The 12,518-nt window shown below is 64.6% G+C and carries 10 protein-coding genes; 6 read left to right on the top strand and 4 right to left on the bottom strand.

What is annotated here, in order from left to right; translation table 11 throughout:
• The first annotated feature begins 3 nt into the window (after positions 1-3).
• From BLR26_RS07670 to BLR26_RS07650, 5 genes are all read left to right on the top strand, one after another.
• On the top strand, positions 4-678 hold the full coding sequence (locus BLR26_RS07670) for a heavy metal response regulator transcription factor (RefSeq protein WP_045197149.1): 675 nt from the start codon (positions 4-6) through the stop codon (positions 676-678).
• Positions 653-2,035 (top strand): heavy metal sensor histidine kinase, encoded by a 1,383-nt coding sequence (locus BLR26_RS07665; RefSeq protein WP_093379550.1) that lies wholly within the window; start codon positions 653-655, stop codon positions 2,033-2,035. The genes BLR26_RS07670 and BLR26_RS07665 overlap by 26 nt, the downstream gene beginning before the upstream one ends.
• Positions 2,036-2,244: 209 nt before the next feature.
• Positions 2,245-2,460, top strand: a complete 216-nt coding sequence (locus BLR26_RS07660) for a hypothetical protein (RefSeq protein WP_093379544.1) — start codon at positions 2,245-2,247, stop codon at positions 2,458-2,460.
• A 205-nt stretch (positions 2,461-2,665) separates the two neighbouring features.
• Complete coding sequence (locus BLR26_RS07655) at positions 2,666-3,997, top strand: OprD family porin (protein ID WP_093379538.1); 1,332 nt, start codon at positions 2,666-2,668, stop codon at positions 3,995-3,997.
• Positions 3,998-4,192: 195 nt separating this feature from the next.
• On the top strand, positions 4,193-5,686 hold the full coding sequence (locus tag BLR26_RS07650; RefSeq protein ID WP_093387284.1) for a GGDEF domain-containing protein: 1,494 nt from the start codon (positions 4,193-4,195) through the stop codon (positions 5,684-5,686).
• On the opposite strand, the gene BLR26_RS07645 is transcribed toward BLR26_RS07650, so the two are convergent.
• Positions 5,683-6,159: a PA2169 family four-helix-bundle protein gene (locus BLR26_RS07645; protein WP_045197145.1), complete on the bottom strand. Its 477-nt coding sequence runs from the start codon at positions 6,157-6,159 to the stop codon at positions 5,683-5,685. The genes BLR26_RS07650 and BLR26_RS07645 overlap by 4 nt on opposite strands.
• 201 nt (positions 6,160-6,360) lie before the next feature.
• Here BLR26_RS07645 and BLR26_RS07640 point away from each other — a divergent pair, with 201 nt between their 5' ends.
• Positions 6,361-6,591 (top strand): DUF3820 family protein, encoded by a 231-nt coding sequence (locus BLR26_RS07640; protein ID WP_093379533.1) that lies wholly within the window; start codon positions 6,361-6,363, stop codon positions 6,589-6,591.
• Here the strand turns inward: BLR26_RS07640 and BLR26_RS07635 are convergent, their stop codons facing one another.
• From BLR26_RS07635 to ptsP, 3 genes are read right to left on the bottom strand one after another with little or no spacing between them, the layout of a single operon-like run.
• Positions 6,592-8,328, bottom strand: coding sequence for a PTS fructose-like transporter subunit IIB (locus tag BLR26_RS07635; RefSeq protein WP_093379528.1), 1,737 nt, complete (start codon positions 8,326-8,328; stop codon positions 6,592-6,594).
• On the bottom strand, positions 8,325-9,275 hold the full coding sequence (gene pfkB, locus BLR26_RS07630; RefSeq protein WP_093379524.1) for a 1-phosphofructokinase: 951 nt from the start codon (positions 9,273-9,275) through the stop codon (positions 8,325-8,327). The genes BLR26_RS07635 and pfkB overlap by 4 nt, the downstream gene beginning before the upstream one ends.
• The gene (gene ptsP / locus BLR26_RS07625; RefSeq protein ID WP_093379520.1) at positions 9,275-12,133 is read right to left on the bottom strand and encodes a phosphoenolpyruvate--protein phosphotransferase; all 2,859 of its coding nucleotides are present in this window, start codon (positions 12,131-12,133) and stop codon (positions 9,275-9,277) included. Before ptsP ends, pfkB begins: the two co-directional genes overlap by 1 nt.
• Positions 12,134-12,518: the final 385 nt, after the last annotated feature.

The following is a 12,518-nucleotide window of genomic DNA, read 5'->3' as shown; positions in this document are numbered from 1 at the left end:
ACCATGCGTGTGCTGATTATCGAAGACGAACAAAAGACCGCCGACTACCTGCACCGCGGCCTCAGCGAGCAAGGCTTTACCGTGGACCTGGCGCGCGACGGTATCGATGGCCTGCACATGGCCCTGGAAGGCGACTATGCGGTGATCGTCCTCGATGTGATGCTCCCGGGCCTGGACGGCTACGGTGTGCTGCGCGCCCTGCGTGCGCGCAAGCAGACGCCGGTGATCATGCTCACCGCCCGCGAGCGGGTCGAAGACCGCATCCACGGACTGCGCGAAGGCGCCGACGACTACCTTGGCAAGCCGTTCTCGTTCCTCGAACTGGTCGCCCGCCTGCAAGCCCTGACCCGCCGTGGCGGCGGCCATGAGCCGGTGCAGATCCAGGTCGCCGACCTCTGGGTCGACCTGATCAGCCGCAAGGCCAGCCGCGCCGGGCAGCGCCTGGAGCTGACCGCCAAGGAGTTCTCGCTGCTCAGCGTGCTGGCCCGCCGGCATGGCGAAATTCTGTCGAAAACGGCGATTGCCGAGCTGGTCTGGGATATCAATTTCGACAGCGACGCCAACGTCGTCGAGGTAGCGATCAAGCGCCTGCGCGCCAAGCTCGACGGGCCTTTCGAAACCAAACTGCTGCACACCATCCGAGGCATGGGCTATGTTCTGGAAAACCGTGCCGACTAACTCCATCGCCCTGCGCCTGAGCGCGCTGTTCACCCTGGTGGCACTGGGTGTGTTCCTGGTGATCGGTACCGCGCTGTACAAGCAGGTCGACCGCAGCCTCGACCTGCTGCCCACCGCCGAGCTTGAAGCGCGCTTCAGCGTGCTGGAGTCGTCGCTGACCCGCTACGACACCCGCGAGCACTGGCAGAAGATCACCAACAAGCTCAATTTGCTCAGCGAAGAAGACCGGCGCATCCGCTTCTGGGTGGTCAGCGACGGTAGTCCGTTCGAGTATGGCCAGCCAGACGCCAGCATCCGCACCTTTGCCCAGGGCCGGCTGGGCATGCGCGACCTGCACCTGGCCGCCAGCCCCTACCCTTACAAGGTACTGGTCAGCGAACTGCCGGCCATGGGCAAGCGCCCGGCCCTGCGCTTTTTGATCGGCATCGACACCGAGACTTTCTGGCACACCCAGCACACCTTGCTGGTGGCGATCATCAGCCTGTCGGTGCTGGGCGTGGTGCTGGCCTCGTTGCTCGGTTACTGGGTGGCGCGCTATGGCTTGCGGCCGTTGCTGGCACTCTCGGCGGAAGCTCAAAAGCTGGCGCCGCCGCGCCTGAGCGGGCGCCTGCAACTGGCCGACCTGCCCCCGGAGCTGGCGCAGTTCGCCAGCGCCTTCAACTCGACCCTGGAGCGCGTCGACCAGGCCTACAGCCGCCTGGAAGCCTTCAACGCCGACGTCGCCCATGAACTGCGCTCGCCGCTGACCAACCTGATCGGCCAGACCCAGGTCGCCCTGACCCGTGGGCGCAGCGCCGAGCACTACTTCGAGGTGCTGCAATCGAACCTTGAAGAACTCGAGCGCCTGCGCAGCATCATCAACGACATGCTCTTCCTTGCCAGCGCCGACCAGGGCAGCAAAGCCACGGCGCTGACCAGCACCTCGCTGGCCGAAGAAGTGGCGACCACTCTCGACTACCTGGACTACATCCTCGAGGACGCGCGCATCAGTGTGCAGGTCAGCGGCGATGCCCAGGCGCGCATCGAAAAGGCCCAGCTGCGCCGGGCGCTGATCAACCTGCTGAACAACGCGGTGCAGCACACCTTGCCCGAGCAGGTGATCCAGGTGCGCATCGAGGAACAGGACGGCCAGGTGAGCATCGCCGTGAGCAACCCGGGGCCGGCGATTGGCGAGGAACACCTGGCGATGCTGTTCGAGCGCTTCTACCGGGTGGATGCGGCGCGCAGCAACAGCGGCGCCGGCAACCACGGGCTGGGGCTCGCGATCGTCAAGGCGATTGCGTTGATGCATGGCGGCAGCGTGTTCGTGCGCAGCCAGGCGGGGGCCAATACCTTCGGGATCCTGTTGCCGGCCTGAGGGCCTCATCGCGGGTCAAGTCGAGGCGTCGCACCGCCGCTCCTACAGGTCCGGTGTACACAGATCCATTGTGGGAGCGGGCTTGACCCGCGATGACTATTACCTTTGACGCAACAGTGCTTATCCTAAAAGTAACTGTTTCTATCACCCATTTCCGACTAATTTAGTCAAACCTAATCCACACTTGCCAAGCAAGAAGGTTGTTGCAAATGTCCAACAGTATGGGTGTTGCCAGCGTATTCGTCCTGTCGTCCCTGTTGCTGTCGCCACTGGCCATGGCTGAAGAATCCCCGGCCTTTGTTGCCCGTAATGCCGAGCGCGCCGCCGTCGTTCAGGAGGCCATCGCCGCACACAAGGCCGAGCAGGCCAAAGGCCTGGAACAGACCGCTTCCAAGGCTCAAGCGAGTGACGCTTCCGATAGCTGATAGCGCCACGCTCCACTCCTTCGACTCCCTCGATGGCCGTACAGGTGACTTGAGCGCCTGTGCGGTTGTCTTTCAAAGCCGCTGCCGATCAGCGGCTTTTTTTCGTGTGTCGAAAAATGCCAGCGCGCTGGCTCGTTTGTTCATAACAAGACCGTCTTTCACACAATAAAAACTGCCGTACATTCACCCCAAGGAGTCCACACCGGTGAACACTGCTTTACGCTTCACTCCACTGTTCGTTGCATTGGCTGCAACGATGCCCTGCAGCGCCCAGGCCGACGAGGAAAAAGCCGAAGGCTTCATCGAAGGGTCGAGCCTCAATGTGCACGCTCGCAACTACTACCTGAACCGCAACCAGCTGCTGCCAGGCGTGCGTGACAACCGCGAATGGGGCCAGGGTTTTCTCGGCAAATTCGAATCGGGCTACACCCCGGGCACGGTCGGTTTCGGCCTCGATGCCCACGCCATGCTCGGGCTGAAACTCGACGGCGGTGGCGGTACCTCCGGCTCGAGTATTTTGCCCATCAACACCAAGGGCGATGGCGAACCGGGCAAGGCCCACGATTCGTTCTCCACTGCCGGCGCTGCGCTGAAGATGAAAGCCTTCGACACCGAGCTCAAGGCCGGCGACCTGTTCCTCACCAACCCGGTGATCGCCGGCGGCGAGTCGCGCATGCTGCCGCAGACCTTCCGTGGCGTCAGCGTCACCAACAACAGCTTTGACGGGGTGATGCTCGAAGCCGGCCAGGCCAGCTTCACCAAGCCCTACAACCAGAGCGGCCATCGGCGCATCGACACCTTCTACGGCAAGTTGCAGGACGAGCGCGACAGCCGCCACCTGAACTGGGCCGGGGTGGCCTGGAGCGGCGTACCGAACCTGACCTCGAGCGTGTATGCCGCCGAGCTCAAGGACATCTGGAACCAGTACTACTTCGATCTGGACTACACCTGGCAGCTCAACGAGCTGGTCAGCCTCAACCCCGGCCTGCACTTCTACCACACCCAGGACACCGGCCAGGCGCTGCTCGGGCACATCGACAACAACACCTACAGCCTGCATTTCACCGTCAACGTCGGCTACAACAGCCTCACCGCGGTGTACCAGCGGGTCAACGGCAACACCCCGTTCGACTACATCAACCAGGGCGACAGCGTCTTTCTCGACAATTCGCAGATTTACTCGGACTTCAACGGCCCCAACGAGCGCTCGTGGAAGCTCAAGTACGCCTACGACTTCGCCGGTGCCGGCATCCCCGGCCTGACCTCGATTGTGTCCTACTCGCGCGGTGAGCTGGACATGAGCAAGGTCGACCCCAACAGCGTCGGCTACGGCCACTGGTACAACGCCGACGGCGAGAATGCCCAGCACTGGGAACGTGACGTCGACCTGCAGTACGTGTTCCAGCAAGGCCAGCTCAAGGACCTCTCGGTACTGCTGCGCTGGGCCTCGCACCGTGGCACCCAGGGCTACTCGCACATCGACAACGATGTCGACGAGTACCGGGTGATCGTTGACTACCCGCTGAACATTTTCTGATCGAACCTGTAGGCACGAGCTTGACTCGCGATGCGATGGGTCTGACCCGTTGCAATCGCGGGGCAAGCCCGCTCCCACATTCGTCAGAATGTCACCATTAAATCCTTGTCCGACAATCCGCGCGCCCCTAGAATACGGCCGCCGCGCAGTAATACCGCACTTTCCAGACGGTCTTCGGCATCAGTGACCATGACGTTGCCCACCCGATCCCAGCGATCCGCCCTGTACAAGTCTCATCCGGAGCTGATCCTCAACCTGGGCAGTTGCCTCGCGGTGCTCGCCATCGTCGCCATCGTCACCTTCCTGTTGATGCGCGAACGCAGCAGCGTCGAACAGGCTGCCGCACGCTCGGCCAGCAACATAGTGCAGCTGATCGAAAGCGACATCGTGCGCAATGTCGAACTCTATGACCTTTCCCTGCAAGGCCTGATCTGGGCCGTGCAGCGCCCGGAACTGCTCGCCGTGCCGGTCGAGTTGCGCCAGCAGATTCTCTTCAACCAGGCCGTTACCGCACCGGTACGTGGCGATATCCTCTGGCTCGATGCCAAGGGCGACGTGGTTGCAGACTCCACCAGCGCCATCCCGCGCCAGGCCAACTTCGCCGACAGCAAGGACTTCCAGCAGCATCGCGACAACCCTGACCTGGGGCTGGTCATCGGCCAACCGTTCAAGGCGCGGCTGGGCGACCTGGACTGGTGCATCAGCTTCAGCCGGCGCATCTCCGGGCCACACGGCGAGTTTCTCGGCGTGGCTGCCGGGGCCTTGCGCCTGTCGTACTTCAGCACGCTGTTCCAGCGCCTGGACATCGGCACCGACAGCAGCATCAACCTGATGAACACCGACGGCGCCCTGCTGGTACGCCAGCCGGGCAGCCCGGATGAACCAAAAATCGGCCAGAACTACAGCGACCGGCCGAACTTCCAGCGCATGCGCGCCGATGTCAGCGGCACCTTTGCCGGGGTTTCCACCCGCACCGGTAAAGAACGGCTGTTTACCTTCGCCCGGGTTGGCGACTTGCCGCTGATCGTCATCGTCGCCCACTCCGCCGACGAAGTCTTCGAGTCGTGGCGGCGCACCGCCGTGCTGGTCAGCGTCGCCACCGGCGTACTGTGCATCGGCATTCTCTGGCTGACCCTGCTATTGGGTCGCGAATTACGCCGCCGACAGAGCGCCGAACAAGGCCTGGCGGCGCTGGCCGCCACCGACAGCCTGACCGGCCTTGCCAACCGCCGGCGCCTCGACCAGGTGCTGCGCCAGGAATGGGCGCGAAGCCTGCGCAATGCCCGGCCGCTGGCGGTGCTGATGGTCGATGTCGATCACTTCAAGGCCTTCAACGATCGCCATGGCCACCCGGGTGGCGATGCCGCCTTGCGCCAGGTGGCCGCAGCGATTGCCAGCAGCATTCGCCGCCCGGCCGACCTGGCCGCACGCTATGGGGGTGAGGAATTTCTGGTGGTGTTGCCGGAGACTGAACTGCCGGGGGCACTGCTGCTGGCCGAACGCATTCGCGCAGCCGTCGAGGCGTTGCCGCCGTTTGGCGCTGACACAGCGCCGGTGACCGTCAGTATCGGCATCGGTTGCCACACGCCAGGCGCCCAGCAAGATCTCGCGACCTTGCTGGGCGATGCCGACGAGGCGCTTTACCGTGCCAAGGGCAACGGCCGCAACCGGGTCGAGGCTGCGCGTTAAGAGCTGGCGCGAGCCTGGTTGCGCAGGGCCTTGACCTGGTCATGGTTGCGCTGCACACCGTGGTACTGGCGTTCAACCAGGGCGTACACCTCGCTGCTTGGCAGGGTGTTGAGGCGAGCCAGTTTTTCCAGGGCGTCCTTGTAGGCTTTCAGGGCGTGGTCCTCGCCGCGCTCGACTTCGTTGAGCACCGCTTCTTCATCCTTGCCGGTGAGCATCGACTTCAGGTTAACCCAGCCACGGTGCAGGTCACCGCTGACGCTGGTCGAGGTTTCCGGGTCGCCGCCCAGGCTGCGCACTTGCTGTTGCAGTTCGGCGGCGGCGCTACCGCACTCACCGGCACGCTGGATGAAGTAGCTTTTGAGCTGCGGATTTTTCACATCCTCGGCAGAGGTTTTGAAACCCTTTTCGCCATCCTTGCTGAACTCGATCAGTTCGTTGAGAACCGAGACCACTTCTTTGTTGGGGGTAGTCATGACGTTGCTCCTTTGCATGAGGGAAGTGCAATAGATCGGAGCAGGGTTCGTGCCAGCCGGTGAACATAAAAAATATCGTTAACTTTCAATGACTTGTAATTAAATGAACTTATCACTTGCACGCGTTCTGCATGAACTGTCCTTTGGCCTTCATGCAGATTGCATGTATGTTGGCCCACCTCTTCAAAGAACAGCCTTGCCATGAACCCGGAAGCCCTCGTCCTGCTGGTCACCCGCGAAATGCCCTACGGCAAATACCAGGGCCGGCTGATCGCCGACCTGCCTGGTCACTACCTCAACTGGTTCGCCCGCCAGGGCTTTCCCAAGGGCGAGCTGGGTAGCCTGCTGGCACTGATGCACGAGGTCGATCACAACGGCCTGAGCGACCTGCTGGTCCCCCTGCGCAAGAAGTACCCGCGCCCGCGCAACTGATCAGGCCTTGGCCGGCTGCACTGTCAGCTCCACCCCTTCACCACGCTTGAGCACGGCATACACCACTGCCGTCAGCAGGCTGCCGGCGACGATCGCCAGCAAGTACAACAAGGCATGGTTGATCGCATTGGGGATCAGCATGACGAACAGGCCGCCATGGGGCGCCATCAGCTTGCAGCCGAAGTACATCGACAAGGCGCCGGTCAGCGCACCGCCGACGACACTGGCCGGGATCACCCGCAGCGGGTCTTTGGCGGCAAACGGAATCGCCCCCTCGGAAATAAAACACAGGCCCAGCACCAGCGCCGCCTTGCCGGCTTCGCGCTCGCTCTGGGCGAACTTGCGCCGGGCAATGAAGCTGGCGATGCCCAGGCCGATCGGCGGCACCATGCCGGCGGCCATGGTCGCGGCCATCGGTGCATAACTCTGTGACGCCAGCAGCCCGACCGAGAATGCATAGGCCGCCTTGTTGATCGGCCCGCCGAGGTCGACGCACATCATCCCGCCGAGCAGCACGCCGAGCAGAATCGCGTTGGTGGTGCCCATACTGTCGAGAAAATGGGTCAGGCCTTCGAGCATGCCGGCCACCGGCTTGCCGACCACGTAAATCATCACCAGGCCGGTGAACAGGCTGGCCAGCAGCGGGATGATCAGGATCGGCTTGAGCGCCTCAAGGCTGCTGGGCAGGCGCGCCCAGCGGCTGATGGCCTTGGCGCTGTAACCGGCGAGAAAGCCTGCGACGATACCGCCGATAAACCCCGCGCCCAAGGTACTGGCGAGCAAGCCGCCAATCATCCCCGGCGCCAACCCCGGGCGGTCGGCGATCGAATAAGCGATGTAACCGGCCAGCAGCGGCACCATCAGTTTGAACGCCGCGTCACCGCCAATTTGCATCAATGCCGCAGGCAGGGTGCCGGGCTCTTTGTAAGCCTCGATACCGAACACGAACGACAGCGCGATCAGCAAACCGCCGGCCACCACCATCGGCAGCATGAACGACACGCCGGTGAGCAGGTGCTTGTACACCCCGGTTTTTTCGCTGCGCGCAGGCGCTGCGTTTGCACCTTGCACGGCAGCTTCTTCGCGGCCTTCGGCCAGGGCTTTTTTCAGTGTCGCCTGGGCCTGCTTGAGGGCAACGCCGGTGCCGCAGCGGTAGATGCGCTTGCCGGCAAAGCGCGCGGTGGGCACCTCGATATCAGCGGCCAGCAGCACCACGTCGGCGTCGGCAATGGCCGCTGCCGACAAGGGGTTACGCGCGCCCACCGAGCCCTGGGTCTCGACGCTGAGCTGGTAGCCCAGTTGCTGCGCCGCCTGCTGCAAGGCCTCGGCGGCCATGAAGGTATGGGCGACGCCAGTCGGGCAGGCAGTGACCGCGACAATCTTCGCGCCGCGCTCTACCGGCGCTGCAACCGGCTCGGCCTCGGGCTGATAAACCACAGCCTTTTCGGCCGCTTCACGGAGAAAGTTTTCGACATCCGCCAGGGCTTGCGCCGGGGTGCTCTGGTACAGGCGCTTGCCGGCGAAACGGCGCAGCTCCAGCGGGCCGGTGTTGACCACCAGCACCCAGTCGGCGGCAGCGATCGCCGCCGCCGATAACTGCCGCTCGGGTTGCTGCGGGTCGTGCACTTCAACGCTGGTGCTCCAGCCCTGGCGCAGCGCGGCCGCTTCCAGCAGGCGCGCACTGAGCACACTGGAGACCTGGCCATTGGGGCAGGCGGTGACGATGGCAATGTTCATCTGCAAGCCTCTTGTTGTTCTTCTGTCAGCTGCACCTGGCTTTCCAGTTGCGCCAGTTGCGCCCGGTCGTTGATGCCGAAACCGATCTGGGTCACCGCCTGGGCGGCAATCGCCGTGGCCCGGCGCAGGGTTTGCGCCGGCGTGTCGGCGCTCAGCAGGCCATGGACCATGCCTGCCAGCAGCGAATCGCCGGCGCCGACGGTACTGGCTACCGTGACCTTGGGCGGCACGGCGCTGAGGACGCTGCCCTGGCGGAACCAGTTGACGCCCTGCTCGCCCTGGGACACCACCACATGTTCGACACCCTGGCCGATCAACCGGGATGCAGCTTGTTGCTGCTGGGCAACATCATGCACCGCAGTGCCAAGCACTTCGCTCAGCTCATCGGTGTTCGGCTTGACCAGCCACGGCCCGCAGGCAAGCCCGGCCCGCAAGGCTTCACCGCTAGTGTCCAGAGCCACTTTCAGGCCCATGGCCTTGAGCCGGGCCAGGAGCATCTGCAACCACTGCGGGCTGATGCCCTGCGGCAGGCTGCCGGCGACCACCACCGCAGCGTGACCGGGGGCGATCTGCTCCAGGCGGGTCAGCAGTTCCAGACGCGCCTGCTCATCGACCTGCGGGCCGGGGCCGTTGATATCGGTGACCTGGCCGCAGGCTTCGACCAGCTTGATGTTGCAGCGGGTCTCGCCGGCTACCCGCACGAAGCAATCGGCAAAGCCACGGCGGCCGATCAGGGCCTCGAACGGCGCCAGGTTGTCGCGACCGAGAAAGCCGCCCACCGTCACGCTATGGCCAAGATCGGCCAGTACCTGGGCAACGTTCAGGCCCTTGCCGGCGGCATGGCTGTGCTGCGCCTGGCTGCGGTTGACCTGGCCGGCCTGCAGGCTGTCGAGGCGGACGGTAAGGTCCAGCGCTGGGTTCAGGGTCAGGGTCAGTATCTTGGCCATCAACGGGTCTCCAGCAGTGCCCGCACTGCACCGGCACTGCCCTGCAGCAAGGCTTGGCGCGCAAGCTTTTGGGCATGTTCAAAGTTCAGTTCACGTACTTCGGCTTTCACCTCGGCGATGCTGCGCGCAGCAACGCTCAGCTCATCGACGCCAAGGCCGAGCAGCAGCGCCACCGCCTGCGGATCGGCCGCCAGCTCGCCGCACACGCCGACCCATTTGCCATGGGCATGGGCGGCGCGCACGGTGATGTCGATCAGTTGCAGCACCGCCGGGTGCAGGCCGTCGGCTTGCGCCGAAAGGCTCGGGTGGCCGCGGTCGATGGCCAGGGTGTACTGGGTCAGGTCGTTGGTGCCGACGCTGAAAAAGTCCACTTCCTGGGCCAGCACCGGCGCCAGCAAGGCGGCCGATGGCACCTCGATCATGATCCCCAGTTGCAGGTCGCTGACGCTGATTTCCTCGCGCAGGCGCTCGACCATGGCCCGCGCCTGGCGCCACTCTTCGAGCTGGCCGACCATCGGGAACATGATCCGCAGCGGCCGGTCGCCAGCAGCGCGCAGCAAGGCGCGCAGCTGGCTTTCCATCACCTGCGGGCGTTGCAGGGTCAGGCGAATGCCGCGCACGCCGAGGAAGGGGTTTTCTTCCTTGGCGATCGGCCAGTAAGGCAAGGGTTTGTCGCCGCCGACATCGAGGGTGCGCACCACCAGCGGCCGGCCAGCAAGGCCATCGAGCACGCGGCGGTACTCGGCCTCTTGCACGGCTTCGTCGGGGGCTTGCGGGTGAGCCATGAAGATCAGTTCGGTGCGCAGCAGGCCAACGCCTTCGGCGCCCTGATCAACCACCGCTTCGATCCCGGCGCTTTCGCCGATATTGGCGAACACCTCGATGGCATGGCCGTCGCGGGTGATTGCAGGCTCCAGGCGCCGGGCCTTGGCGGCCTGCAGGCGTTGCTCGCGGCGGTCGCGTTCGGCCAGGGCCCGTTCGAGTTGGTCAGCGGCGGGGGCGACGGTCAGGCGCCCGCGTTGGCCGTCAAGCAGCAGCGGCGTACCCGGGGCAATCAGCAGCACGGCATCGCCGGCACCCACCACAGTGGGGATGCCCAGGGCACGAGCGACGATGGCGCTGTGGGCGGTGGCGCCGCCCCGAGCGGTCAGAATTCCGGCTACCCGTTGCGGGTCGAGGCGCGCCACATCGGAGGGGCCGACCTCTTCCATCACCAACACATAGGGTTGCTCCGGCGCCGGCACGTCGGCTTCGCCACACAGTTGGGCCAATACCCGCCGGCCGATATCGCGCAGGTCGGCGGCACGTTCGGCGAGCAACGCATCGTGCAAGGACTCCTGCTGGCGCGCGGCGGCATCGATCACCGCCATCCACGCAGCGGCGGCGCTTTCGCCCTGGCGCAGGCGCTGGTCGACTTCGTCGGTAAGGTCCGGGTCGGCGAGCATTTCCTGGTGGGTGACGAAAATCTCGCGGATGGCCTTGGCCGGGCTGCGCTGGGTCAGCGCTGCGATCTCCTGGTTCACATTGCTAAGCGCTTGCTGCAAGCGCTGGCGTTCAATCGGCAGCGATTCACCGCGCAGCGGGTAGTCGAACTCGCGCAGCACCTGGATATGCGCCGGGCCGCTGGCAATGCCCGGCGCGGCGGCAACGCCGTGGATCAGCGCGCCCGCTGCCGGTGGCACAAGCTCTGGCTCGGCGATCACCTCGATGACCGCCTCGACGACGGGCGCCAGCGCCTCCACCTCTTCGCCCAGGCCCGCTTCAATCGCGGCCAGCAACGCCGGCAAGGCATCGCCGGCAATGGCGGGTTCGGCGATGATTTCCAGCATCTGCCCACGCCGGGCGCCGAGGCTCAGCAGCTTGCTCAGGCTCTTGGCCGACACCGCCGGCTGGCCGCTGTCGACCAGGCGCAGGCGAATCTCGCCATCAAAGTTTTTCGCCAGTTGCGCCAGCTCCTTGGCCGGCCGCGCATGCAGGCCGTGGGCGTTGGCCAGGCCGATACGCGCGCTGGGCCAGTCGGCAGGCAGCTCGCCGCCCAGCACTTCCAGCACGGTGCGGCTGTTGGTGGCGCGGCACAGCTCCTGGCCGCGGCCTTCGATCAACAGCGTGCACAGGCGCTCAAGCAAGGCCTGATGCGCAGCGCCAAGGCTGGCCAGGCAGAACAGGCCCTGCACCGGCTGGCCATTGTGGCGCAGCGGTTGCTGCGGGGTGACGAAGGCCAGGCCCGGCTGGCGCACCGCCTGCTCGCTGTGCAGCCACCACAGGCCCTCGCCCAGCGGCAGCGGGTCGAGCTGCTGCAACACCCCGGCAAAGCCGCCGCCGACACACTGCGCGCGGGTCAGCAGGCGTGCGGCGCGCCATACCAGCTCGTCAAAATCTTCGGCGGGCACGCCCAGGCCGATCATCTGCGCATCCAGCGCCAACTCCTGCGGCGCGCCTTGCAGCAACTTCAGCAATGCCTCGGCAGAGCTGGCACGGCGCAGGGCTTCGGCCAAGTCCGTCTCGCCCAGGGCGCGGGTCAGTAGTTGCAGCAGGCGCAGGTGCTCATCGGAGCGGGCGGCGATGCCAATGGCCAGGTAGACGATCTGGCCATCGCCCCAGTCCACGCCTTCGGGGAACTGCAGCAGGCGCACCCCGGTGGCATGCACCAGCTCGCGGGTTGCGGGGGTGCCATGGGGGATGGCAATACCTTGGCCGAGGAAGGTCGAGCCTTGCGCTTCACGGGCTTGCAGGCCGGCCAGATAGCCTTCGGCAACCAGGCCGTCGCTGACCAGGCGCTCAGCCAACAGGTGCAGCGCCGCCGACTTATCCACAGCCGACTGGCCCATGGATATCTGCTCCACGGTGAGCTCGAGCATGACCTTCTCCTTTGCAGCACCAGGGCGGTGCTGAGGTATTGTTGTGAATTGTTCAGCTAAGGGCCAGTTGCAATGGCCCTGTCCAGGCGAAAGGATCGGCAGTAAATCGCCTGCTGAAACGTTTAATCTAGATTCACGAGCACGTTACTCGATAATGTGGGATGAATGAAGCCCTGCTTGTCGTATTGCTATAGGAGCGGGCTTGCCCTGCGATCGAATGCGAAGCGGTCGTAATGATGTGTGGGCTGTACTTGCCTCATCGCGGGGCAAGCCCGCTCCTACAGGTACTGCGCTCCAACTGTGAACAACATTGCCCATGTTGTAGGACAATTGCGACAATGGTCGTCTGCGCCATCCTTCCAGGATCGGCGACAATACCCGGTCA

Source organism: Pseudomonas sp. UC 17F4 (genome assembly GCF_900101695.1).
Taxonomy (GTDB): Bacteria; Pseudomonadota; Gammaproteobacteria; order Pseudomonadales; family Pseudomonadaceae; genus Aquipseudomonas.
Note: the sequence above shows the minus strand (reverse complement) of the source record. Positions and strands in the feature narration are given on the sequence as shown.